Origin of the sequence: Morganella sp. HSTU-ASny43, from assembly GCF_022819185.1 — a bacterium.
Taxonomy (GTDB): domain Bacteria; phylum Pseudomonadota; class Gammaproteobacteria; order Enterobacterales; family Enterobacteriaceae; genus Morganella; species Morganella morganii.
Genome location: NZ_WSPG01000003.1, coordinates 62,161 through 86,040, shown reverse-complemented (window position 1 = coordinate 86,040; position 23,880 = coordinate 62,161). Strand labels below are relative to the sequence as shown.

The 23,880-nt window shown below is 51.5% G+C and carries 21 protein-coding genes; 13 read left to right on the top strand and 8 right to left on the bottom strand.

Annotated elements, in window-relative coordinates:
- Nucleotides 1-209: 209 nt before the first annotated feature.
- The 5 genes from lon to bolA form a co-directional block, all read right to left on the bottom strand.
- Complete coding sequence (lon, locus tag GN208_RS02640) at nt 210-2,567, bottom strand: endopeptidase La (protein ID WP_004236457.1); 2,358 nt, start codon at nt 2,565-2,567, stop codon at nt 210-212.
- A gap of 193 nt (nt 2,568-2,760) precedes the next feature.
- Nucleotides 2,761-4,041, bottom strand: coding sequence for an ATP-dependent protease ATP-binding subunit ClpX (clpX, locus tag GN208_RS02635; RefSeq protein ID WP_004236456.1), 1,281 nt, complete (start codon nt 4,039-4,041; stop codon nt 2,761-2,763).
- A 108-nt stretch (nt 4,042-4,149) separates the two neighbouring features.
- Nucleotides 4,150-4,770, bottom strand: coding sequence for an ATP-dependent Clp endopeptidase proteolytic subunit ClpP (gene clpP, locus GN208_RS02630; protein WP_004240392.1), 621 nt, complete (start codon nt 4,768-4,770; stop codon nt 4,150-4,152).
- 267 nt (nt 4,771-5,037) lie between these two features.
- On the bottom strand, nt 5,038-6,348 hold the full coding sequence (gene tig / locus GN208_RS02625) for a trigger factor (RefSeq protein WP_004236454.1): 1,311 nt from the start codon (nt 6,346-6,348) through the stop codon (nt 5,038-5,040).
- Between the two features lie 270 nt (nt 6,349-6,618).
- Nucleotides 6,619-6,948, bottom strand: a complete 330-nt coding sequence (gene bolA / locus GN208_RS02620) for a transcriptional regulator BolA (RefSeq protein ID WP_015422960.1) — start codon at nt 6,946-6,948, stop codon at nt 6,619-6,621.
- A 178-nt stretch (nt 6,949-7,126) separates the two neighbouring features.
- Between bolA and GN208_RS02615 the strand changes: the two genes are divergently transcribed.
- The 9 genes from GN208_RS02615 (at nt 7,127) to GN208_RS02575 (ending at nt 16,902) form a co-directional block, all read left to right on the top strand.
- Nucleotides 7,127-7,708: a YajG family lipoprotein gene (locus GN208_RS02615; RefSeq protein WP_004236452.1), complete on the top strand. Its 582-nt coding sequence runs from the start codon at nt 7,127-7,129 to the stop codon at nt 7,706-7,708.
- Nucleotides 7,709-7,801: 93 nt separating this feature from the next.
- Entirely contained in the window at nt 7,802-9,289 is a 1,488-nt protein-coding gene (gene ampG / locus GN208_RS02610) for a muropeptide MFS transporter AmpG (protein WP_015422961.1), read from the top strand.
- Nucleotides 9,290-9,530: 241 nt separating this feature from the next.
- Nucleotides 9,531-10,289 carry an outer membrane protein OmpK gene (locus GN208_RS02605; protein ID WP_004236449.1) on the top strand — a complete coding sequence of 253 codons (759 nt, stop codon included), beginning with the start codon at nt 9,531-9,533 and terminating at the stop codon, nt 10,287-10,289.
- 356 nt (nt 10,290-10,645) lie between these two features.
- On the top strand, nt 10,646-11,605 hold the full coding sequence (gene cyoA / locus GN208_RS02600) for a cytochrome o ubiquinol oxidase subunit II (RefSeq protein ID WP_046024039.1): 960 nt from the start codon (nt 10,646-10,648) through the stop codon (nt 11,603-11,605).
- A 3-nt stretch (nt 11,606-11,608) separates the two neighbouring features.
- Nucleotides 11,609-13,600 (top strand): cytochrome o ubiquinol oxidase subunit I, encoded by a 1,992-nt coding sequence (gene cyoB / locus GN208_RS02595; RefSeq protein ID WP_004236447.1) that lies wholly within the window; start codon nt 11,609-11,611, stop codon nt 13,598-13,600.
- Nucleotides 13,590-14,204 carry a cytochrome o ubiquinol oxidase subunit III gene (locus GN208_RS02590; protein WP_004240400.1) on the top strand — a complete coding sequence of 205 codons (615 nt, stop codon included), beginning with the start codon at nt 13,590-13,592 and terminating at the stop codon, nt 14,202-14,204. Before cyoB ends, GN208_RS02590 begins: the two co-directional genes overlap by 11 nt.
- Nucleotides 14,204-14,536 (top strand): cytochrome o ubiquinol oxidase subunit IV, encoded by a 333-nt coding sequence (locus tag GN208_RS02585; protein ID WP_004236445.1) that lies wholly within the window; start codon nt 14,204-14,206, stop codon nt 14,534-14,536. Before GN208_RS02590 ends, GN208_RS02585 begins: the two co-directional genes overlap by 1 nt.
- Before the next feature lie 11 nt (nt 14,537-14,547).
- The gene (gene cyoE / locus GN208_RS02580) at nt 14,548-15,432 is read left to right on the top strand and encodes a heme o synthase (RefSeq protein WP_004236444.1); all 885 of its coding nucleotides are present in this window, start codon (nt 14,548-14,550) and stop codon (nt 15,430-15,432) included.
- A 108-nt stretch (nt 15,433-15,540) separates the two neighbouring features.
- Nucleotides 15,541-16,902, top strand: a complete 1,362-nt coding sequence (locus GN208_RS02575) for an MFS transporter (RefSeq protein WP_004236443.1) — start codon at nt 15,541-15,543, stop codon at nt 16,900-16,902.
- 42 nt (nt 16,903-16,944) lie between these two features.
- Here GN208_RS02575 and GN208_RS02570 read toward each other — a convergent pair whose 3' ends face one another.
- Nucleotides 16,945-17,436, bottom strand: coding sequence for a YajQ family cyclic di-GMP-binding protein (locus GN208_RS02570; RefSeq protein ID WP_004236442.1), 492 nt, complete (start codon nt 17,434-17,436; stop codon nt 16,945-16,947).
- 158 nt (nt 17,437-17,594) lie between these two features.
- Between GN208_RS02570 and panE the strand changes: the two genes are divergently transcribed.
- Both panE and yajL read left to right on the top strand, forming a co-directional pair.
- The gene (panE, locus tag GN208_RS02565; protein WP_004236441.1) at nt 17,595-18,497 is read left to right on the top strand and encodes a 2-dehydropantoate 2-reductase; all 903 of its coding nucleotides are present in this window, start codon (nt 17,595-17,597) and stop codon (nt 18,495-18,497) included.
- Nucleotides 18,466-19,086, top strand: coding sequence for a protein deglycase YajL (gene yajL / locus GN208_RS02560; protein ID WP_004236440.1), 621 nt, complete (start codon nt 18,466-18,468; stop codon nt 19,084-19,086). The genes panE and yajL overlap by 32 nt, the downstream gene beginning before the upstream one ends.
- Here yajL and GN208_RS02555 read toward each other — a convergent pair.
- Entirely contained in the window at nt 19,077-20,858 is a 1,782-nt protein-coding gene (locus tag GN208_RS02555; RefSeq protein WP_004236439.1) for a DUF4153 domain-containing protein, read from the bottom strand. The two genes, yajL and GN208_RS02555, sit on opposite strands and share 10 nt — an antisense overlap.
- A gap of 145 nt (nt 20,859-21,003) precedes the next feature.
- Nucleotides 21,004-22,452: a tRNA uracil 4-sulfurtransferase ThiI gene (gene thiI / locus GN208_RS02550; protein ID WP_004236438.1), complete on the bottom strand. Its 1,449-nt coding sequence runs from the start codon at nt 22,450-22,452 to the stop codon at nt 21,004-21,006.
- A gap of 212 nt (nt 22,453-22,664) precedes the next feature.
- On the opposite strand from thiI, the gene xseB reads away from it, so the two are divergent.
- A complete protein-coding gene (gene xseB, locus GN208_RS02545) occupies nt 22,665-22,919 on the top strand; it encodes an exodeoxyribonuclease VII small subunit (protein WP_004236437.1) in 255 nt (84 codons plus the stop codon).
- Between the two features lie 34 nt (nt 22,920-22,953).
- The gene (gene ispA / locus GN208_RS02540) at nt 22,954-23,877 is read left to right on the top strand and encodes a (2E,6E)-farnesyl diphosphate synthase (RefSeq protein ID WP_004236435.1); all 924 of its coding nucleotides are present in this window, start codon (nt 22,954-22,956) and stop codon (nt 23,875-23,877) included.
- The last annotated feature ends 3 nt before the right edge of the window (nt 23,878-23,880 follow it).

The following is a 23,880-nucleotide window of genomic DNA, read 5'->3' as shown; positions in this document are numbered from 1 at the left end:
CCTTTCAGAATTTTCGGCCCGGATTTACGAAGTATGTTCCTGACAGCCACAGCCGTTATATCAAGCCTTTTCGCTCTTGGCAAGATTGCAGACTTCGCATGTTTCGTAAGAATGTTCGCTAAATTAGCGGGACAAAAAAAGGCTGACAAGTCCTAAAGTACCTGTCAGCCCTTTATTTATCTGAACTTCTTGACGCAGGTCACTATTTCCTACGCCTTTTTACTTACCACTTCCATACCAAAAGCAGGATTCACTAAGGCAAGTGAAAGAACTTCATCTATTGTTTTAACCGGATGAATATCCAGATCCGCTTTTACGTTATCCGGAATTTCTTCCAGATCACGGCGGTTTTCGTCCGGAATCAGAACAGTCTTAATGCCGCCGCGGTGTGCTGCCAGCAGTTTTTCTTTCAGACCGCCGATTGGCAGCACCAGACCACGCAGGGTAATTTCCCCGGTCATCGCCACATCCGCACGTACCGGGTTACCGGTCAGTGCGGAAACCAGTGCGGTACACATTGCGGTACCGGCACTCGGGCCGTCTTTTGGTGTTGCACCTTCCGGTACGTGGACGTGAATGTCGCGTTTTTCATAGAAATCATTGTTGATCCCTAATTTATCCGCCCGGGCACGCACCACGGTTAACGCTGCCTGGATAGATTCCTGCATCACTTCACCCAGTGAACCGGTGTAGGAGAGTTTCCCTTTACCCGGAACCGCTGCGGTTTCGATGGTCAGCAGGTCACCGCCGACTTCTGTCCACGCCAGACCGGTAACCTGGCCCACACGGTTTTCAGTATCAGCACGGCCGTAATCCACTTTCTGCACACCCAGGTAATCTTTCAGGTTGTCCTGATTAATCTCGATGTGTTTCAGTGTCTTATCCATCAGCAGCTGTTTCACCGCTTTACGGCACAGTTTGGAGATTTCACGCTCCAGTCCGCGCACGCCCGCTTCACGGGTGTAATAACGGATAATGCCGAGGATCGCGCTGTCATCAATATGCAGCTCGGTTTTCTTCAGTGCGTTGCGCTCAATCTGCTTCGGCAGCAGGTGGCGCTTGGCAATGTTGAGTTTCTCATCTTCCGTATAACCGGACAGACGGATCACTTCCATACGATCCAGCAGCGGTGCCGGAATATTCATGGAGTTGGATGTCGCGACAAACATGACGTCGGACAGATCGTAATCCACTTCCAGGTAGTGATCGTTAAACGCGATATTCTGTTCCGGATCCAGCACCTCAAGCAGTGCGGAAGCCGGATCGCCGCGCATATCCGATGACATTTTATCGATTTCATCCAGCAGGAACAGCGGGTTTTTCACGCCAACTTTTGCCATTTTCTGGATAAGTTTACCCGGCATAGAACCAATGTAGGTACGGCGGTGACCGCGGATTTCCGCTTCATCACGCACGCCGCCCAGCGCCATACGGACATATTTACGGCCGGTTGCACGGGCAATGGACTGCCCCAGAGAGGTTTTACCCACCCCCGGCGGTCCGACGAGGCACAGGATAGGCCCCTTGATTTTGCTGATACGGCTTTGTACCGCCAGATATTCAAGGATGCGCTCTTTCACCCGCTCCAGGCCGTAATGGTCACTGTCGAGGATTTCCTGCGCTTTAAGCAGATCTTTTTTCACTTTACTGCGCTTGACCCACGGAACCTGAATCATCCAGTCAATATAGCTGCGGACAACCGTCGCTTCCGCTGACATCGGCGACATCATTTTCAGTTTCTGTAATTCCGCTTCGGCTTTCTCTTTTGCCTCTTTCGGCATCTGCGCTTCTTCGATTTTGCGTTTCAGCGCTTCTGCTTCATCCGGCGCGTCGTCCATCTCACCCAGTTCTTTCTGGATAGCTTTCATCTGCTCATTGAGATAGTACTCGCGCTGGCTTTTTTCCATCTGCTTTTTGACGCGGTTACGGATGCGTTTCTCAACCTGTAACAGATCGATTTCCGATTCCATCATCGCCATCAGATATTCGAGACGCTCAACCATATCTGACATTTCCAGAACAGACTGTTTGTCCTGTAATTTCAGTGTCATATGGGAAGCGATAGTGTCAGCCAGTTTGGCGACATCGTCGATACTGTGCAGAGATGTCAGGACTTCCGGCGGGATCTTTTTATTCAGCTTGATATAGCCTTCAAACTGGTTGATCGCCGTGCGCAGCAATACTTCCTGCTCGCGCTCGTCCACGACAGGGGATTCCATCAGCTCTGCCTGGGCAGAGAAGAAATCTCCGTTGTCACTTAATGTTTTGATATGCGCACGTTGCAGGCCTTCGACCAGCACTTTGACGGTGCCGTCCGGCAGTTTCAGCATCTGTAATACAGACGCGACTGTCCCGACGGAAAATAAATCATTGACGCCCGGCTCATCCGTTGACGCTTCTTTTTGTGCTACCAGCAGCACTTTTTTATCCATATCCATCGCTGTTTCCAGACAGTGGATAGATTTTTCGCGCCCGACAAATAAAGGAATAACCATGTGGGGGTAGACCACCACATCGCGCAAAGGCAGTACCGGGATTTCAATGCGTTCAGCACGCTCAGGATTCATAGAGCACTCTCTTCGTTTAGCTTACGCCTTGTTGGGAACGTCGTGAAACGCGTTATCACGGGTTCCACTCCATAGAATAATCAATATATGGGGATGCATTTCTCACATTCAACACTTTATTTAGTAAGAAAAGCAAAATGAGGGAAAATTCCCTCATTTAGTTAATATTGATAACAACTGCGCTAACTTTCCGTTACTCGCCGGAAACCTGAGCTTCCGGTTTGCGGTAAATCAGCATCGGTTCGGTCTGGTTGGTTATCACGTTTTCATCGATAACCACTTTTTCGACATTTTCCATCGACGGTAAATCATACATCGTGTTGAGCAACGCAGCCTCAACGATGGAACGCAGACCACGGGCACCGGTTTTACGGTTCATGGCTTTTTTCGCAATGGCAATCAGTGCTTCACGGCGGAACTCAAGTTCAACATCTTCAATGCTGAACAGCGCCTGATACTGTTTTGTCAGCGCGTTTTTCGGTTCCTGAAGGATCTGAATCAGCGCATCCTCACTCAGTTCACCGAGCGTTGCCACGACAGGCAGACGGCCGATAAATTCCGGGATCAGACCAAATTTGATCAGATCTTCCGGTTCAACCTGAGCCAGTAATTCGCCTTCTGTCGCTTTGTCTTTCTCGCCGCGCACTTCCGCACCGAAACCGATACCGGAACGGGTATTCAGACGCTGACCGACCACTTTATCCAGACCGGCAAACGCCCCGCCGCAGATAAACAGAATTTTCGAGGTATCAACCTGTAAAAACTCCTGCTGCGGATGTTTGCGCCCGCCCTGCGGCGGAACAGCAGCGATAGTCCCTTCAACCAGTTTCAGCAGAGCCTGCTGAACGCCTTCACCGGAAACATCACGGGTAATCGACGGGTTATCTGATTTACGGGAGATTTTATCGATTTCATCAATATAGACGATACCGCGCTGTGCTTTCTCCACATCATAGTCGCATTTCTGTAAAAGCTTCTGAATGATGTTTTCGACATCCTCCCCCACATAACCGGCTTCGGTCAGTGTGGTGGCATCCGCCATGGTGAACGGCACATCCAGGTAGCGGGCCAGGGTTTCAGCCAGCAGGGTTTTACCGCTGCCGGTCGGGCCGATCAGCAGAATGTTACTTTTACCCAGTTCCACACCGTCAGCGGTTTTATCGCCGTTGCGCAGACGTTTGTAGTGGTTGTATACCGCGACTGCCAGCACTTTTTTAGCCAGTTCCTGACCAATGACATAGTCATCGAGGTGCTGACGAATTTCATGAGGCGTCGGCAGTTCACTGCGCTCACTGCCACGGGCCGGGATCAGATCTTTAATTTCTTCACGGATAATATCGTTGCATAAATCAACGCATTCATCACAGATATACACTGACGGGCCGGCAATCAGTTTCTTAACCTCATGCTGACTTTTTCCGCAGAAAGAGCAGTACAGCAGCTTTCCTGAACCGTCTTTGCGTTTGTCTGTCATCAGTAAACCTCACTTAATCAGTACAGCTCACCGCCTGTGAGCCGCAAAAAATGTCACAGCACCGCAGTACCCTGCCGCCCGGCAGGATACGGGCAGTGCCTGTGTTACTTACCGGTGTGTGTAAATATGGTCAACCAGACCGTATTCCTGCGCTTCTTTCGCGGACAGGAAGCGGTCACGCTCGGTATCACGCTGAATTTCCTCAACGGATTTACCGGTATGGTGAGCTAATAAATCATTCATGCGCGCTTTCACTTTCAGAATTTCCTGAGCATGAATTTCAATATCAGTGGCTTGTCCCTGATAGCCGCCCAGCGGCTGGTGAATCATCACCCGGGAGTTCGGCAGACAGTAACGTTTGCCCGGCGCACCTGCCGCCAGTAAGAAAGAACCCATTGAGCAGGCCTGGCCCACACAGATGGTGCTGACCTGCGGTTTGATGAACTGCATGGTGTCATAAATGGACATCCCTGCGGTGATCACGCCGCCCGGCGAGTTGATATAAAGACTGATGTCTTTTTCCGGGTTCTCAGCTTCCAGGAAGAGTAACTGTGCCACGATCAGGTTTGCCATATGATCTTCAACCTGGCCGGTTAAAAAGATAATACGGTCTTTTAATAAACGGGAATAGATATCGTAGGAGCGTTCACCGCGTGAAGTCTGCTCGATAACCATCGGCACCAGCGCCATGTTGGGTGCGAAAGTATCCTGATTGTCGTGATATGACATGTCCATCTCCTGATTGAATTTTATTGGTGCCTGGCGGATACCGGTTATTTTACTTGAGATCCGGTGCGATGACCATGCGCTATACGCGATCCGGTCACATAAGCAGCATATACTGTCCGGCAGATACCCTGTATGGCAAATATGGGGGATAACCACCGCAGTTTTCAAGGAATATTGTCAGAAATGACGAAAAAACCGCAGACAATACACATTGCCTGCGGTTTTATATCAGATAAACAGCCTTCGGCCGTTCACAAAGAGAGAGGATTAACCTGCTGCCTGAACCTGGTTCATCAGATCAGTGAAGCCGGTTTCTTTATCTGTCACTTTTGCTTTCGCCAGAACAGTTTCAACAGCCTGCTCTTCCAGTGCCAGATTACGGATACCATCCATCATCTGTTTGTTTTTGTTGTAGTATTCCACAACTTCAGCCGGATCTTCGTACGCTGATGCCATTTCGTCGATCAGCGCATTAACGCGATCGTCTTCGGCTTTCAGTTCGTTAGAAGAAATCACTTCGCCTAACAGCAGACCAACCATTACACGGCGCTTAGCCTGACCTTCAAACAGTTCGCGAGGCAGTTCCATCGCCTGTTTTTCAGAGCCACCGAAACGCTGTGCCGCCTGACGGCGCAGTTCTTCGATTTCGCTGTCAACAGCTGCTTTCGGTACATCGATTTCGTTTGCTTTCAGCAGACCGTCGATAACCTGGGTTTTGATACGGTTGCGTACTGCGTTTTTCAGTTCGCGTTCCATATTTTTGCGGATTTCCGCTTTCAGACCTTCCAGGGAACCGTCGCCGATACCGAAACGTTTGATGAACTCTTCAGTCATTTCCGGCAGTTCGCGCTCTTCCACTTTTTTCAGGCTGATAGCGAATTTCGCTGCTTTCCCTTTCAGGTTTTCAGCGTGGTAATCTTCCGGGAATGTCACTTCGATGTCGAATTCTTCACCGGCTTTGTGACCCACGATACCGTCTTCGAAGCCCGGGATCATACGATTCTGGCCCATGACCAGGACGAAATCAGAAGATTTGCCGCCTTCGAACTCTTCGCCGTCAACAGAACCGGTGAAGTCGATAGTGATGCGATCGTCAGCTTTAGCTGCGCCTTCAGTCACTTTCCACTCAGCCTGCTGTTTGCGCAGAGTCTCAACCATGCCGTCGATGTCTTCGTCTTTAACTTCAACAACCGGTTTTTCAACTTCGATTGTTTCCAGACCTTTCAGCTCAATTTCAGGGAAGACTTCGAACTCAACAGTGTAAGTGAAATCCTGACCTTCTTTATACGGCTCATCAACTTTGTAGTCAGGCGCGCCGACAGGGTTGATTTTGTTTTCGATGATAGCGCTGACAAAGTTACGTGACATCAGGTCGCTCAGTGCATCCTGAACCGCCACATCGCCGTAACGCTGTTTGATGATGTTGTGCGGCACTTTACCTTTACGGAAACCGTCGATACGTGCTTTCTTGGCGATTTCAGCTAATTGTTTAGTTACTTCTTTGTCAATATCGGCTGCAGGAACGGTGATTAATACACGACGCCCAAGGCCTTCAGTCGTTTCAACAGAAACTTGCATCTTATTACCTCAAAAAAGTCTATTGCTCGGTCAACTCCATATCTCACACCGGCCCGATGCCTGTGTGAAACGATAATGAACCGGGGCGGTCGCATTTAAAAACCGAGTTCCCTTATATTCAGAAGCGTCCCGAAACCATACGGAATTTCAGACGCGACATTATAGCGATGCTGACAGGCCGCGTCGAGAAGTGCAGACAAAAGAGTCTGAATTTCACCCTTTTTCTGTTAAATTTTGTGCTGTGCGCTGCTTTTTCACTCAAACAGCGGCTTACTTTCCGCCACCATGACAACGCGGGGACGGATTCACCCCGCCCTGACTGTGATTCCACTCATCCGGGGTATAAGTATGCAGCGCCAGAGCGTGAACCCCGCCAGCCAGCTCATCAGCCAGCAGCGTGTACATATGACGGTGACGTGCCACCGGGCGCATGCCCGCAAAGGTCTCACTGACCACCACCACCTTAAAATGGGTTTCCGATCCCGCCGGAACATTGTGCTGGCTGCTCTCATTCACCACACTGATATAATGAGGCGCAAGCGCGTGATTCAGTTTTTCTTCAATACGCTGCTGCATTACAGCAGGAAATGATGCCGACATAACTATCCTTCCGGTCAATACTGGCTTTCAGAGAAAGCTCAGTGTAGTGAGTTTTTTATCAAAATCCATACCATTCGCGGATAAAGCCGATTATCATCATGCGTTAAGCCGAACACTCACACCCCGGCGTTTATCCGGTGCTGTGACTGACTTCAACAACTTGTAACGGATTCATATTATGTTGAAAAAATACCTCCTCCCGCTGTTCGCAATACTCTTACTGGCCGGGTGTCAGGCGCCGTCCAACACCCTGTCCATTGAACCGGTGATGAAATTACCGTCTGCGGATCCGACGCTCGGTGCCGCCACTATCTCGATTACCGGTGTGGATAAACGCCCGTCACAGACTCTGGCCGAATTCAGCCGTAACGGCCAGCTGGCACAGCTGCGCCCGTCCCGTGACCTGCGTTTCCTGATGCAGGAAACCCTGGAAAAACAGATGACAGCGCGCGGTTTTATGATTGGCTCACCGGCAAATGCCAATGTGCAGATTTCCATCAATACCTTTAAGGCGGATGTACAGGAAGGCAGCCTGCGCCATAATATCACCGTCAATATTGATATTACCATTCTCGCCACCGCGCAGAATAACAGCACAAAGAGCCGGACTTTCCGCACCAGCTATAATGTGCAGGGCCCGTTAAGCGCCAGCAATGAAAAAATCACTGACGCCTTTAACCGCGCACTCAGCGATATCGTCGCGGACATGGCTCAGGATACCCAAATCAGCCAGTTCATTAAGCAGAACACCCGCTACTAATCTGCCGTGCCGCCTGCTGCCGGATAACGCCGGGCGGCCCGCTGTTTTCAGTCACTGTCAATGCGCCGCAGTCTGCGGCGTGTGAGGATAATCATGCTCCGGAGTATTTGGGCGACTTACAGCGAGCGTAATGCCCGTATTCTTTTACTGCTCGGTTTCGCATCCGGATTACCGCTGGCACTGACCAGCGGCACACTCCAGGCCTGGATCACCGTCGAAAACGTGGATATCAGGACCATCGGGTTTTTCACCCTTGTCAGCCAGGCCTATGTGTTTAAATTCCTGTGGGCACCGTTTATGGATCGCTACCAGCTGCCGTTCCTCGGACGCCGCCGCGGCTGGATGATCGCCACCCAGCTCCTGCTGGTTGTCAGTATCGCCGGTATGGGGATGCTGAAACCGACGGAACACCTCTGGTGGCTGGCTGCTGCCGCCGCGATTGTCGCTTTCTGCTCCGCCTCACAGGACATCATTTTTGATGCCTATAAAACGGATTTGCTGTCCGCGAAAGATCGCGGTACCGGGGCTGCGATATCAACCTTAGGTTACCGGCTGGCCATGCTGCTCTCCGGCGGGCTGGCGCTGTTTATCGCCCACCGTTATACCGGCTGGCAGAATATGTACCTGCTGATGGCGGCGATGATGCTGATTGGTGTGTTCGCCACACTGCGCGCAAAAGAGCCGGAAACCGATGCCCCGCCGCCGCGCACACTGCGTGAGGCTGTCCGGGAGCCGCTGGCGGAGTTTTTCTCCCGTAACAACACCTGGCTGCTGTTACTGCTGATCGTCCTTTATAAGATGGGGGACGCCTTCGCCCTGACACTGAGCACACCGTTTCTGATCCGCGGAGCCGGGTTCGGTCCGGACGAAGTGGGACTTATCAATAAAACCCTGGGGCTGGCCGCCACGATTGTCGGGGCCCTGTACGGCGGTTATCTGATGCAGCGCTGGAGCCTGTTTAAATCCCTGATGTTCTTCGGGATCCTGCAGGGATTTTCCAACCTCGGCTACTGGGTGTTATCTGTCACACCACAAAATATCTATATGATGGGCGGCGTGGTATTTATCGAGAATATCTGCGGCGGGATGGGCACAGCCGCCTTTGTCGCCCTGCTGATGACACTCTGTAACCGGTCCTTCTCCGCCACACAGTTTGCCCTGCTGTCAGCACTGTCTGCTGTCGGCCGCGTCTATACCGGCCCGTTTGCCGGCTGGATGGTGGAGGCCTACGGCTGGAGCTGGTTCTATCTGTTCACCGTGTTTGCCGCAATTCCGGGATTGCTGCTGCTGATGTTGTGCCGCAAAACGCTGCTATACACCCAGAAAACGGAGCAGTTTCTGCCGAGGCAGCACTTCCGCAACGGCTACCGGACGGCGATGTCACTGCTCGGTATCACCGCAGTACTGTTCGCAGCCAGCCTGATCCTGCTGCTGACCGGGGTATTTGAACTGACTCCGGGCTTTATTCCGGACACGCTGAAAGGCGACCTGTTTATTTACGGCCTGAATATCGGTATTGCCGGGTTGTTCCTCGGCGGGCTGCTCGATTATTGTGCACTCCGCCGCGATAAACTGGCCTGACAGGCTGTTACGAATATCAGAAAAAATTCAATCAAAAGTTTATAAAGCCGGTTTTTACCGGCTTTTTTTATGTTTAATTTTAGATGTAAGTCACAATTTTTGTAATTTATTTCTTAAAATTACATTCAAAACCACAAATACGTCACATCACCCATTTTCCTTTTTGTGCCTTCACCCTATATTCGCGCTGTTACTTCTGACTTCTGTACTCTTTAACGACCAAATAAACAGCTAATAAATTATGAAAAAAACGACTATTGCAGCCCTGATCGCTGCAACCGCCGCGTTTTCTGCGCAGGCTGAATATCAGTGGGGATTTGCTAACGTCAGCATGAACTATCTGGACTGGACTCCGCATACCACTCACAAGAGCGGCAACAGCACGCATAAGGATGACTTTGCGTATCTGGAGCTTGAGGGCGGTGCCGGTTTCAGCTGGGGTGAGCTCTATGGTTTCTTCGACCTCGAGAACGCGTTTAACAGTAAAAACGATTCCGATGCCGGTGATAACCAGCGTTACACCTTCAAAACCACGGCGCGTATCTACCTCGGTGATACCGGTTTCAACGCCTACGGTCATGTTTACGGTACCTACTCTCTGCCGGGTAACGGCGGTAACTTCCATGAAGTGAACACCCTGTACGGTATCGGTTATAACACTGAATTCAACGGGTTATGGTTTAAACCGTTTGCTGCCCTGCACTATGTTGATCAAACGTTTTACAGCGGTAACAACGGTTATGTTCTCGGCTGGGTTGCCGGTTATGACTTTAACCTGTGGAATGAAAAATTCAGCGTCACCAACTGGAACGAAATCGAGCTTAACCGCAACGACCGTTACGGCAACGGCGGGCGTGACGGCGTCAACGGCGCGCTGGCCTTATGGTGGACACCGGTTCCGTCAGTGACAACCGGCATTCAGTATCGCTATGCGGATAACAAACTGGGTGAGGATTTTTACCAGCAGGCTGTGGTTTACAGCATAAAATATAACTTCTAGATCACATTTTTTCGCTGCGGGGGGCAAAAACCCCCGTATTTTTACCAGGAAACTGTTTCTGAACAAAAAAATTTCACCATTACGTCACATAAAGTGTAATAATCAGTGTTTCATCCTTTCGGTATTTCCTTCCCTAATCTAAGCTTAAATATAAATTTGTCTCCTGATTGTTAAAATTGTGATTTTTATTTCACGATTTCATAAAAATTGGCTCACTTGTGATCCTTTTAACATAAAGAGGCAACAAACCAACCAATCTTATTACATATATTTACACTGATCTTACCTTGCCGTAATATGTGCGGACTGATGAAACGACAAGAGTACTTGAGTACCTTTGTTTTTGGGGTCGTTGGATGAGACTTATGAACTACAAAAAGAGTATTGGGGTAATCTCGCTGCTCGCATCTGCACTTTTGCTGGGCGGATGCGATATGGCACTGATGAACCCGAAAGGCACTATCGGTGCTGAGCAAAAAACACTGATTTTAACCGCCATTGGTCTGATGCTCATTGTGGTTATTCCGGTCATTATCATGGCAATCGTTTTTGCCCTGCGTTACCGGGAAACCAGAAAAGCAACTTACCGTCCTGACTGGGCGCATTCCAATAAAATCGAGCTGGTCGTCTGGACTGTTCCGATCATTATCATTCTGATCCTGGGTACCATTACATGGAAAACCACCCATGAGCTGGATCCGTACAAGCCGCTGGTCAGTGACCAGGAGCCTGTTACCATCCAGGTTATCTCAATGGACTGGAAATGGTTATTTATCTATCCGGATCAAGGCATTGCCACTGTCAATGAGATCGCATTCCCTGTCGGTGTTCCTGTCAATTTCAAAATCACCTCTGATTCTGTGATGAACTCGTTTTTCATCCCGCAGTTAGGCGGCCAGATTTATGCGATGGCAGGTATGCAGACCAAACTGCATCTGATTGCGGAAGAGCCGGGCGTGTACAAAGGCATTTCTGCCAGCTACAGCGGCCACGGTTTCTCTGACATGAAATTTACCGCCACTGCCACCCCGACACGCGAAGCCTTCGATGAGTGGGTTGCGAAGGTGAAAGCCTCACCGGACACTCTGACCACCACCGAAGCGTTTGACGCACTGGCAAAACCGAGTGTGAACAACCCGGTTGTCTATTTCTCCGCGGTCAAACCAAATCTGTTTGTGGACACCATTAACAAATTTGGTCACAGCGGCCACGGTGCCGGGAAGACACAGGAAGGCGAAAGCCATTCAATGATGAACATGAGCGCAGATGAACACAGCAGCCATATGCCTGCAGCTCATGCCGGGAATGAGGGGTAAAGCATGTTCGGAAAATTAACACTGGATGCCATCCCTCTGCATGAACCTATCGTTGTTATTACGGTACTGGGTATCATTCTGGGTGGTGCTGCACTTGTCGGTCTTATCACCTACTTCCGCAAATGGACGTGGTTATGGACTGAATGGTTAACCACCGTTGACCATAAAAAAATCGGTATTATGTACATCATCGTTTCGATGGTGATGCTTATCCGTGGTTTTGCTGACGCCATTATGATGCGCGCCCAGCAGGCCCTTTCGTCTGCCGGTGAAGCCGGATTCCTGCCGCCTGAACACTACGACCAGATCTTTACCGCCCACGGCGTTATTATGATCTTCTTCGTCGCGACACCGTTTGTTGTCGGCCTGATGAACCTGGTTGTACCGTTACAGATCGGCGCCCGTGACGTTGCCTTCCCGTTCCTGAACTCCCTGAGCTTCTGGTTCTTCGTGGTCGGCGTGATGCTGGTGAATATCTCTCTGGGTATCGGGGAATTTGCACAGACCGGCTGGTTGGCCTATCCGCCGCTGTCGGGACTGGAATATAACCCTGGTGTCGGGGTCGATTACTGGCTGTGGAGTCTCCAGATATCCGGTATCGGTACATTGCTGACCGGGGTGAACTTCTTCGCCACCGTACTGCGTATGCGTGCACCGGGTATGTCGATGATGAAAATGCCGGTCTTTACCTGGGCGGCATTCTGTACCAACATCCTGATTATCGCCGCATTCCCGATTCTGACTGTCACCTTAACCGGCCTGACATTAGACCGCTACCTGGGCACCCATTTCTTCACCAATGATATGGGCGGCAACATGATGATGTACATCAACCTGGTGTGGGCATGGGGCCACCCGGAAGTGTATATCCTGGTTCTGCCGGTCTTCGGGGTCTTCTCTGAAGTCACTGCGACATTCTCGAAAAAACGCCTGTTCGGCTATACCTCACTGGTATGGGCAACTATCGCGATTACTGTTCTGTCCTTTATCGTCTGGCTGCACCACTTCTTTACCATGGGCTCCGGCGCGAACGTCAACGCCTTCTTCGGTATCGCCACGATGATAATCTCCATTCCGACCGGGGTGAAGATATTCAACTGGCTGTTTACCATGTATCAGGGTCGTATCGAGTTCAAAACCCCGATGCTCTGGACAGTCGGCTTTATTATCACCTTCTCCGTCGGTGGTATGACCGGGGTTCTGCTGGCCGTGCCGGGGGCAAACTTTGTCCTGCATAACAGCCTGTTCCTGATTGCACACTTCCATAACGTCATCATCGGCGGTGTGGTCTTCGGTTGCTTCGCCGGTACCGCTTACTGGTTCCCGAAAGCCTTCGGTTTCACCCTGAACGAAAAATGGGGTGTCCGCGCATTCTGGTGCTGGTTCATCGGTTTCTTTGTTGCCTTTATGCCGGTTTACGTGCTGGGCTTCATGGGAATGACCCGCCGTATCAGCCAGAACATTGACCCGACCTTCCACACCATGCTGTTAATCGCAGCGGTCGGCGTGGCGATTATCGGTGTCGGTATTCTGTGCCAGGTTATTCAGTTCTACGTCAGTATCCGTGACCGCGACCAGAACCGCGACCTTACCGGGGATCCGTGGGGCGGCCGCACGCTGGAGTGGGCAACCTCTTCACCACCTCCGTTCTATAACTTTGCTGAAGTACCGGATGTTCAGTCCCGTGATGAATGGTGGGAGATGAAAGAAAAAGGCACCGCGCATAAACGTCCTGCAAAATATGAAGAAATTCATATGCCGAAAAATACGGCAGCAGGTGTGATTATCGCCGGTTTCAGCCTGATCTTTGGTTTCGCCATGATCTGGCATATCTGGTGGCTCGCGATTGTCGGTTTCGCCGGCATGATCGTCACCTGGATTGCAAAAAGCTTCGACGAAGATGTGGATTACTATGTTCCTGTGGCTGAAGTCGAAAAAATCGAAAACGCCCACTACGAACAACTGAGCAAGGCAGGTGTGGATAATGTCAACTAATACCCTGACTCAACATAATAACGCCCATGATAATCATGGGCATCACGATGCAGGCGCGACCAAGGTCTTCGGATTCTGGGTCTACCTGATGAGTGACCTGATTCTGTTTGCGAGTCTGTTCGCCATTTATGTGGTGCTGAAAGACGGCACCGCCGGCGGGCCGACCGGCAAAGAGATCTTTAACTTACAGTTTGTACTGGTGGAAACCTTCCTGCTGTTATTCAGCAGTATCACCTACGGCTTTGCCATGCTGGCAATGAACCGCAATCAGGTGGGTCAGGTTAATCTGTGGTTATTTGTGACTTTCCTGTTCGGCCTCGGCTTCGTGGCGATGGAAATCTATGAATTCCATGAATTAATCAGCGAAGGTTACGGCCCTGACCGCAGCGGCTTCCTGTCCGGTTTCTTCACCCTGGTGGCAACACACGGTCTTCACGTCACAGCCGGTCTTATCTGGATCATCATCATGATCATCCAGACCAGCCGCCGCGGCCTGACCGAAGTGAATAAAACCCGCCTGAACTGCTTAAGCCTGTTCTGGCACTTCCTGGACGTGGTCTGGATTTGTGTGTTCACCGTTGTTTATCTGTTGGGGGCACTGTAATGAGTCATTCAAATACAGCCGGTACCGGGGCAAGCCACGGTAGTGTGAAAACCTATCTGATCGGCTTTATATTGTCGGTCATTCTGACAGTCATCCCGTTTTATATGGTGATTGAGGGAACCGCCTCGACATCTGTTCTGCTGGCGACTGTTGTGATTACTGCTGTTGTTCAGATTCTTGTTCACCTGGTGTGCTTCCTGCACATGAATACCGCGTCTGAAGAGCGCTGGAACCTGATTGCGTTCCTGTTCACGCTCCTCATTATCGGTATCGTGGTCGTGGGTTCACTGTGGATTATGTACAACCTGAACATCAATATGATGGTTGATTAAGAGTTGCCGATATGATGAAGCAATACCTGCAAGTGACCAAACCGGGAATTATTTTCGGAAATTTAATTTCTGTGGTCGGGGGATTCCTGCTCGCCTCCAAAGGTGACATTGATTACCCTCTGTTCATTGCGACATTGCTCGGTGTCTCGCTGGTCGTGGCCTCCGGTTGTGTTTTTAACAATTACATTGACCGCGACATCGACTCCGTCATGGAACGCACGAAAAACCGCCCTCTGGTAAGAGGGCTTATTGACCCGAAAATCAGTCTGGTTTATGCCTCTGTGCTGGGTATTGCCGGCATGGCGCTGCTGTTAGTGGCAGCCAATGTGGTGGCAATGCTGATTGCTGTTGTCGGTTTTGTGGTTTATGTCGGGGTTTACAGCCTGTACATGAAACGCAAATCGGTCTACGGCACACTGGTCGGCAGCCTGTCCGGTGCCGCACCACCGGTTATCGGCTACTGCGCAGTGACAGGCCAGTTTGATACCGGCGCACTGATCCTGCTGTTAATCTTCAGTTTATGGCAGATGCCGCACTCCTACGCGATTGCCATCTTCCGTTTCAAAGATTACCAGGCGGCCAATATCCCTGTACTGCCGGTGATTAAAGGTATTTCTGTGGCGAAAAACCACATTATCCTGTACATCATCGCCTTTATGTTTGCCACACTGATGCTCGCCATCAGCGGGTATGCGGGATATAAATACCTGATTGTCGCCGCGGCAGTCAGTGTCTGGTGGCTGGGTATGGCGTTATCGGGCTATAAGACAACCAATGATCGTGTCTGGGCGCGTAAGTTGTTCGTGTTCTCCATTGTCGCTATCACGTCACTCAGTGTGATGATGTCTGTTGACCCGAGCGTCTCCGGTGATGTTCTGCTGGCCTACAGTCGTTAATACACACTTTCTGTAATAACAAAATGGCAGGGCTCCCCTGCCATTTTGTGTTTAGTAAAAACCACAAATCTCATTAGAATGTGGTGTCTGTCTTTTTGAGGTTATCCCATGAACGATAATAAAATGACCCCGCTTGAGCGTCGTACGACCTGGGGGTTAGGCTCGGTATTTTCTCTGCGCATGCTCGGCATGTTCATGGTATTGCCTGTTATCACCACGTTCGGACTCGATTTTAAAGACGCCACCAGCACCCTGATAGGCTTTGCCATTGGTGTCTACGGCCTGACCCAGGCCATCTTCCAGATCCCCTTCGGCCTGCTTTCTGACAAAATCGGCCGCAAGCCGCTGATTGTCGGCGGGCTGATTATTTTTATGGCGGGTAGTATTGTTGCCGCACTCAGCCACTCTATCTACGGCGTGATTGCCGGACGGGCACTCCAGGGCGCAGGGGCGATCTCCGCCGCCGTCATGGCGTTACTGTCCGATACCACCCGTGAACAGAACCGCACTAAAGCGATGGCGTTTATCGGTATCAGTATCGGGGTAACCTTTGCGGTCGCTCTGGTACTCGGCCCGGTACTGGCGGATATCGTCGGTCTGTCCGGCCTGTTCTGGGGCATTGCCCTGCTCGCCTTTTTCGGGATCCTCATCACCCTGTATGTGGTGCCGGACAACAAAGAGCACCGCCAGAACCGGGAAACCGCCGTGGTAAAAGGTGCGATTAAACAGGTGCTGATGGATAAACAGCTCGCCCGGCTGAATTTCGGGATCCTCGCCCTGCACACCCTGCTGATGGCCACCTTTGTCGCGCTTCCTCTGGTAATGAGTGATGCTGGGCTGGCGCGGGAATCCCACTGGAAGGCGTATCTGTACACGATGCTGATTGCCTTTGTGTCTGTGCTGCCGTTTATTATTTATGCGGAAAAATACCGCAAAATGAAGCAGGTTTTTGTCAGTTGCGTGGTTATGATGGCGCTGGCAGAAATCGTGTTTCTGCTGGCAGGCAAAAATCTGTGGCTGCTTTACGGTGGATTACAGATTTTCTTTATCGCCTTCAATGTCATGGAGGCAATTCTGCCGTCACTGATCAGCAAAGAAGCACCGGCGGGCTACAAAGGGACGGCGATGGGGATCTACTCCACCAGCCAGTTTATCGGTGTGGCGCTGGGCGGCAGCCTCGGCGGCCTGCTCTACGGCATCAATGGTGCGGTAACGGTTTTCGGCGGTGGTCTCATACTGACACTTATCTGGCTGGCTGTCAGTCTGACACTGCGTCAGCCGCCGTATGTCAGCAGCCTGCGTCTGGAGTTACCGGAAAATGACGTGAATAATCCGGATATTGCCGTGAAATTACGCGGACAGCCGGGTGTGCGTGATGTGGTGATTATTGCGCAGGAACGGGCGGTGTATGTGAAAACGGATACCAGACTGTCAAACCGCAAACAACTCGAAGCCGTTTTACAGGGCTGACAGGAACCGGCAACCATGCTGATGCAGGCTGCCGGATAACACTCAGTCGCGGAAGTTTTTGAACTGGAAAGGCTGCCCCAGTTTCCCTTCGCGTACCAGTGCCATAACAGACTGTAAATCATCACGGGATTTGCCGGTCACACGGACTTCTTCTCCCTGGATTTGCGCCTGCACTTTGAGTTTGCTGTCTTTGATCAGCTTGACGATTTTTTTCGCCAGTGCAGCATCGATCCCCTGTAACAGGGTTGCCTCAACACTGTACAGCTTACCGCTGTGAACAATCTCATCCGGTACCGTCAGAGACGCACCGTCGATTCCGCGTTTCGCCAGTTTTTCCCGCATAATATCAACCAGCTGATTGACCTGGAAATCAGATTCACTGGTCATTTTAACACTGTTATTTTTCTCATTGAGCTCAATCGTGGCGGTAATGTTGCGGAAATCCCAGCGACTGGTCACTTCACGCTGTGCGTTTTCCACGGCATTGCGCACTTCATGTAATTCAACTTCAGAAACAATATCAAATGATGGCATCGGAAGACCTCCCTATATTCAACTGACCGGCATAATACCGGGTTTATCAAACCAACAAAAGCACTATATTTCCCGCTATATTTACTAAGGTGCAAACGGACAAAAAGTGGTACTATTCAGTGATATTGCTCACATCTTTTTCGCTGTCCGGAGTCCTTATGAAAATAACAGTACTGGGTTGCGGCGCAATCGGGAAACTCTGGCTCGCTGCACTGTCAGGCAATCATGAGGTGCAGGGATGGATGCGTATTCCCCAGCCCTACCTGAATGTGAATATTGACTCTCTGAACGGAGAGCCGTTTTACGGGCAATTTACCACAAACGATCCGGAATTCCTCGCACAAACCGAATTATTACTGGTTTGCCTGAAAGCCTGGCAAACCTCCGAAGCCGTAAATCAGCTGCTGCCGCAGATACCGGAATCCTGCCCGGTGTTACTGCTGCACAATGGTATGGGTGTGGCGCGTGAGTTGTCCCGCTGCCCGAATCCTCTGCTGACCGGCATCACCTCCCACGGCGCATATGAAGAAAACGGTCTGCTGCATCACAGCCGCCGGGGACTGACCCACATTGGTCCTGTGAATGAACGCGCCCGTCATTACGGCCATCTGGCGGATATTCTGCATGATGCACTGCCGGACGTAGCCTGGCATGATGAAATCGATGCGGCCAGCTGGCAAAAACTCGCCGTAAACTGTGTCATTTCCCCGCTCACCGTTATCTATGACTGCAAAAACGGCGGACTAATGGCGCACCTGCCGCAAATCCGTGTGCTGTGTGATGAAGCTGCTGAAGTGATGCTGCGTGAAGGGATCCACACTGACGGTGATGATATCTATGAATACATTCTTCATGTGATTGAAAAAACCGCCGATCACAGCTCATCCATGCGCCGGGATATTCTTTACGGCCGTTATACCGAAATTGATTACATCACCGGCTATCTGCTGCAACGCGCCCGTTATCACGGGATCCTGCTGCCGGAGCATATTCACGTTTACAGCCTCGTCAAACAAAAAGAGGAACAAAATGCCCCCTTCAGTTCTCATTTGTCTCGCTGACGGCTGCGAAGAAACCGAAACCGTCACCACCGCTGATCTGCTGGTCCGTGCCGGTGTGACGGTCACACTCGCCAGTGCCAATGATGACGGCAGCTGTCTGGTCACCGGTTCACGCGGGATCCGCATTATGGCTGATGTACCGCTGGTGCGGGTAGCGGACACCCCGTTTGATGCCATTGTGCTGCCGGGTGGCCTGAAAGGTGCGGAGAATCTGCGTGACAGCCCGCTGGTGATTGAAAAAATCCGCCGTATGCATTGTGACGGGCACATTGTTGCCGCTATCTGCGCAGCGCCGTCTGTCATTCTGGTGACCCACAACCTGTTTCCGCTCGGCAATATGACCGGCTATCCGGCACTGGAAGATAAAATACCGGCAAAACAGTGGGTCAATCAGCGGGTCTATTTTGATGAGCGCGTTAACCTGCTTACCAGCCAGGGCCCGGCCACCGCCATCGATTTTGCCCTGCGTCTGACAGAGCGTCTTTGCGGACAGGAAACCGCAGCAAAAGTGGCGGCAGAATTAGTACTGCCGCCGGGGATATGGGATTATCAGGATACCCCTTACCGCACGCTGGCTGATCAGGGCTGAATAACAAGCGGAGCCGGTGTTGCGGGCTCCTGTATTACCTCAGGAGCCTGTTCCGGTTCTGCACCCTTTTCAGGCTCCGGAACCACCATCATCCAGACTTTGGGTTTCAGTGAATAATGTCCCGCTTTCAGCGCTGCCCAGGCCGCCTGCTTCTCTTCTTCAGAGGCATACTGAATATCCTGGTAATCACGCTCTTCCCAGACCTGTTTATCCGGCTGACCGTCTGTGACTTCCGTGGCTTGCTGCCAGATCTGACAATAGAACGATAAATCAGAATAACCGCTGACACAGACCAGCGCATCATCCTGTCCGTCGCCATCCGCATCCGCCATAAAGCCGAGACACTCCCCGCCTGCGGAGGATTCAGTACAGAACCAGGCGCGTGTCACATCATATTTTCCTTCCCACCAGGATTCCGGCAGCGCCGGGCTGCCCGCTACTGTGAGCATTACCTCCCGCAGTGTCCGGCGGTTATCCTGATCATAAGAGGAGTATGTCAGTGCTTTACTGTATTCCGGATTTTCATTCAGCATCGCGAGTACCGCCTCTCCCCGTTTACCCAGGTCTTCCAGGGTATAGCGGATATCAGAGGTGACTTTGATTCTGCCCTTTTCAATACCCGCCAGAATACTGTTTGCCGTGATCTGTTTAAAATCCGCCAGCGGACTGCTGATCACCAGGATAATCGCCATCAGTATCAGTAATCCGGCTTTGTTGACCGCCCCGAGCAATACTGCCCATCCGCTGCGTTTCCATAACAGTGCCGCGCTGTACGCCAGCACAACCATCGCCAGAAACAGTGCGATACAAAATCCGTATAACCGATCAATACTCCAGCTGTACTGATTAACACGCACCAGAATGCCGTAAACCGATAACAGCGAAAAAACGTTCAGCAACAGCACACCAGCCAATACCAGTCCGTTGAGCCATGAACGGAAGCGTGGCACACATTCATTACCGTAAACCAGATTCAGCAGCAGGATATTCAGCGAAACAAACCAGATCATGGTGAATGAACCCAGCCCGCTGACACGGACGCCGGTCACCAAGGATAACAGCAATCCGCCTGCCGCAATCACACCGATCACGGTCAGCAGCGGTAGCAGTACCCGCGCCACATAACCGGCGATTTTTCCGGTGCTGAAGGTGAATACCGTGCGGATAAACACAAGGCTGATATTGAATCCGAGACAAAAACTCATCCAGAAATACAGAGAATCATTCAGCCAGTCACTGAGAAATTCCAGATTCACAATCCGGAACAGGTAAACCGCCAGAAACAGCATTCCCATCACCAGCAGGCCGATAAGCCCCGCCAGCGCACCCAGCACGGTATTTCTGACATACTGCTCTGTCAACAGCGCATAATCCGGGTTCCACGAGCCGGACAACTGCCGCAACTGAAACCACGGCAGAATCAGCCAGAACAGCAGTACCATCAGAGGAATGAGTGAAGAGAGCTCACGGGTGTGGCCCGCCGTTGCCTCACTCAGATACCAGAAATTCATCCAGACACAGAGAACGGCAGTCAGCAGCAGCCCTGCCCAGAGTGCCGCCGAAGAAAAACGGTTAATCAGATAACTGAATACCGACGGCACAAACAGCGCCAGCAGCATCGGCAGCCAGACCAGCGACCCCGGCACCTGCCACGAACTGCGGATAAGGTAATCGGATGTTGCATTCAGTGTAAGCCCCTGAAGGAGCGCCACCACAATAACAATAACATAGACAAAACGGCTTGCCGGTGCCTGAAGCGCACTGTTTTTCATTCTGAAACCCCGTCAGTAATATAGGTTGCTGCCGGACAGCATAGTGCCGGAACCGGCACAACGGTATCCCTTAAACTCTGAAAAAAGACAATAAAAAACCCCGCCTCCACAGAGGCGGGGTTCAGAAATAAATGACAGCTGCGACTCAGGGACGATACACCTTCACATTGGTATAGCCCTGCTCTGCCAGATACATCGCCTGCAGACGGCTCATCACCCCGCGATCGCAGTAGAGCAGATAAGTGGTCTCCGCCGGTAAATCACCGAACTGAGTGCTGAGCTTGTAGAACGGCAGTGTGCGCACTTCCGTTCCCTCAATTTTCAGCGGATGCGCTTCCTGTTCATCCGGCGAGCGGATATCCAGCACCACATCCGTGGCAGACAGTTCTGATACCATCTCCACTTCAGTAACCTGCTGCTCACTCTGCTGCGCGATCACACGGATATCCATGTTCTGCGCGTTGAGCACCACATCATCCAGAATCGCAAAATCGAATTTCTCTTCTTCGGCTTCGATTTTCTCTTTCACCGCTTTCACAGTCGGGTTTTTCGAGATCACGCCGCAGAATTCCGGCATGGTACGGGCAAAATCTTCAGTACCGATCTGACGGGCAAGATTGATAATGGTTTCTTTGTCGTGTGAGATCAGCGGACGCAGCACCAGGGTGTCTGTCGCGTTGTCGATCATGCGCAGGTTAGTCAGCGTCTGGCTGGAAACCTGTCCCAGCGCCTCGCCGGTCACAATCGCCTGCACGCCATAGCGTTCCGCGACACGGGATGCCGCACGGACCATCATCCGCTTGAGCACCACGCCCATCTGGCCGTCATCCACTTTTTCCAGAATTTCCGCCACTACCGGCTCAAAATTCACCGCCACAAAGCGGACTTTGTGCGAGCTGCCGAAGCGGTTCCACAGGTAATGCGCCACCTGTTTCACACCGATTTCATGTGCCGCACCGCCTAAATTAAAGAAGCAGTAGTGAACACGGCAGCCGCGGCGCATCAGCATATAGCTGGAGACACCGGAATCGAACCCGCCGGAGAGCAGAGACAGCACATCTTCCTGAGTCCCGATCGGGAAACCACCGATCCCTTCCAGACGGCGTACCACGAGGATCAGTTTGTCATCTTCCACTTCCAGATTCACCGTCACATCCGGATGCGTCAGTTTTACCTTCGCGGACGGAATATGCTGGTTCAGGCCGCCGCCGACATAGCGCTCCAGCTCAATGGAACTGAACGGGTGCTTACCACGGCGCTTGGCGCGGACACAAAAGGTTTTGTTTTCCAGTGATGCGGCATACATTTCGAAGGTCTGCTCATAAATATTATGCAGATCGGTAAATGCGCGCTCTTCCACCTGTAAAATATGGTGGATACCGGGAATACGGGTCAGGCGGTCAGCCACACCTTCGCCAAGCTCTTCTTTCTTCACGCGGACTTCAAGATAGTCCCAGTGACGGACAACCGCCACGTCTTCGGCCAGATCTTTAAGCACATTACGGATGTTACTGGTCAGAATTTTAATAAAGCGCAGGCGGACACTCTGGCTTTTGATGGTAATTTCAGGAAATAATTTAATGATAAACTTCATAACGGTTTACTGGCTATCGGCTTGATTTGCAAAGGACGGAGCAGCCGGTGTCAGGCAGCGGCAATCCCCGTTGATGAAATTGAAAGGCGGCAGTATATCACCATATCTCGATCTGCCCCGTAAAAATCGTAAATGAAAGGCACAATTTTCACTGAAAAGTGTAAACTAGGAATTATTTGCGACATAAATGCAACATCACTGAAAAACAGACCATGACCAAAAAAACATCCGCAACGAAAACCGATGCACTGAGCTTTGAAGCATCACTCGATGCCCTTGAAGGGATCGTCACCCGTCTGGAAGCGGGTAACCTGCCGCTGGAAGAAGCCCTGGCCGAGTTTGAACGCGGTATCGCACTGACCCGCACCAGCCAGAAAACCCTGATGGCAGCCGAACAGCGGGTTCAGATCCTGCTGAATGATGATGAAAACGCCCCGCTGAGCGATTTTACACCTGAAAACGACTGACCGCCCGGATCCGGCGGTTCCTGTGTGAACGAGAATGACCATGCCAGAACAAACTCCCGAAACATTCCGCAACCAACTGACACAGGCCAGAGAGCGTGTTGATCACGTTCTTGATGAGATCCTGACCACACTGCCGTTCGCCGCCACCGACATGGGTAAAGCCATGCATTACGGCGCCCTGCTCGGCGGAAAACGTCTGCGCCCGTTCCTGGTGTACGCCACCGGTGAAATGTTTGGTGTGACGGCTGAAAACCTGGATGCCCCGGCAGCAGCCATTGAGTGCATTCACGCCTATTCCCTGATCCATGACGATTTACCGGCCATGGATGACGACACACTGCGCCGCGGCAAACCAACCTGCCACGTCGCCTTTGGTGAAGCGAATGCTATTCTGGCGGGGGATGCCCTGCAAACCCAGGCATTTGCAATTCTCGCCGCCCGGCCGATGCCGGATGTCCGCCCGCAGGACCGTCTGGCGATGATCGCCGAACTGGCGGATGCCGCCGGTCTTGGCGGAATGTGCGGCGGCCAGGCACTTGATCTGGCAGCGGAAGGAAAAAACATCGGTATTCATGCGCTGGAACAAATACATAACCATAAGACCGGTGCTTTAATCCGTGCTTCCGTCCGTATGGGCGCGATGAGTGCCGGTGAAGCAGGCTATGCCGTATTACCGGCTCTCGACACTTACGCACAGGCTATCGGCCTGGCGTTTCAGGTTCAGGATGACATTCTGGATGTTATCGGTCATACGGATGTGATCGGAAAAAGCCAGGGCAGCGACGCCGCTCACGGGAAGAGCACATATCCGTCACTGCTCGGGCTGAAAGCGGCTCAGGATAAAGCACAGGCGCTTTATCAGGAATCACTGGCTGCGCTTTCACAGCTTGAAGAACATCATTACAACACAGCAACCCTGCGTGAACTTGCTAATTTTGTGATTGAACGTAACAGCTAATCC

What these genes read in the sequence shown, in the direction of transcription:
- tig (WP_004236454.1), bottom strand. Translation starts at nt 6,348, where the DNA reads ATGCAAGTTTCTGTTGAAACGACTGAAGGCCTTGGGCGTCGTGTATTA.
- clpX (WP_004236456.1), bottom strand. Translation starts at nt 4,041, where the DNA reads ATGACAGACAAACGCAAAGACGGTTCAGGAAAGCTGCTGTACTGCTCT.
- bolA (WP_015422960.1), bottom strand. Translation starts at nt 6,948, where the DNA reads ATGTCGGCATCATTTCCTGCTGTAATGCAGCAGCGTATTGAAGAAAAA.
- GN208_RS02585 (WP_004236445.1), top strand. Translation starts at nt 14,204, where the DNA reads ATGAGTCATTCAAATACAGCCGGTACCGGGGCAAGCCACGGTAGTGTG.
- cyoB (WP_004236447.1), top strand. Translation starts at nt 11,609, where the DNA reads ATGTTCGGAAAATTAACACTGGATGCCATCCCTCTGCATGAACCTATC.
- panE (WP_004236441.1), top strand. Translation starts at nt 17,595, where the DNA reads ATGAAAATAACAGTACTGGGTTGCGGCGCAATCGGGAAACTCTGGCTC.
- GN208_RS02605 (WP_004236449.1), top strand. Translation starts at nt 9,531, where the DNA reads ATGAAAAAAACGACTATTGCAGCCCTGATCGCTGCAACCGCCGCGTTT.
- GN208_RS02555 (WP_004236439.1), bottom strand. Translation starts at nt 20,858, where the DNA reads ATGAAAAACAGTGCGCTTCAGGCACCGGCAAGCCGTTTTGTCTATGTT.
- GN208_RS02570 (WP_004236442.1), bottom strand. Translation starts at nt 17,436, where the DNA reads ATGCCATCATTTGATATTGTTTCTGAAGTTGAATTACATGAAGTGCGC.
- xseB (WP_004236437.1), top strand. Translation starts at nt 22,665, where the DNA reads ATGACCAAAAAAACATCCGCAACGAAAACCGATGCACTGAGCTTTGAA.
- lon (WP_004236457.1), bottom strand. Translation starts at nt 2,567, where the DNA reads ATGAATCCTGAGCGTGCTGAACGCATTGAAATCCCGGTACTGCCTTTG.
- GN208_RS02575 (WP_004236443.1), top strand. Translation starts at nt 15,541, where the DNA reads ATGAACGATAATAAAATGACCCCGCTTGAGCGTCGTACGACCTGGGGG.
- GN208_RS02590 (WP_004240400.1), top strand. Translation starts at nt 13,590, where the DNA reads ATGTCAACTAATACCCTGACTCAACATAATAACGCCCATGATAATCAT.
- ampG (WP_015422961.1), top strand. Translation starts at nt 7,802, where the DNA reads ATGCTCCGGAGTATTTGGGCGACTTACAGCGAGCGTAATGCCCGTATT.
- thiI (WP_004236438.1), bottom strand. Translation starts at nt 22,452, where the DNA reads ATGAAGTTTATCATTAAATTATTTCCTGAAATTACCATCAAAAGCCAG.
- clpP (WP_004240392.1), bottom strand. Translation starts at nt 4,770, where the DNA reads ATGTCATATCACGACAATCAGGATACTTTCGCACCCAACATGGCGCTG.
- GN208_RS02615 (WP_004236452.1), top strand. Translation starts at nt 7,127, where the DNA reads ATGTTGAAAAAATACCTCCTCCCGCTGTTCGCAATACTCTTACTGGCC.
- cyoE (WP_004236444.1), top strand. Translation starts at nt 14,548, where the DNA reads ATGATGAAGCAATACCTGCAAGTGACCAAACCGGGAATTATTTTCGGA.
- cyoA (WP_046024039.1), top strand. Translation starts at nt 10,646, where the DNA reads ATGAGACTTATGAACTACAAAAAGAGTATTGGGGTAATCTCGCTGCTC.
- yajL (WP_004236440.1), top strand. Translation starts at nt 18,466, where the DNA reads ATGCCCCCTTCAGTTCTCATTTGTCTCGCTGACGGCTGCGAAGAAACC.
- ispA (WP_004236435.1), top strand. Translation starts at nt 22,954, where the DNA reads ATGACCATGCCAGAACAAACTCCCGAAACATTCCGCAACCAACTGACA.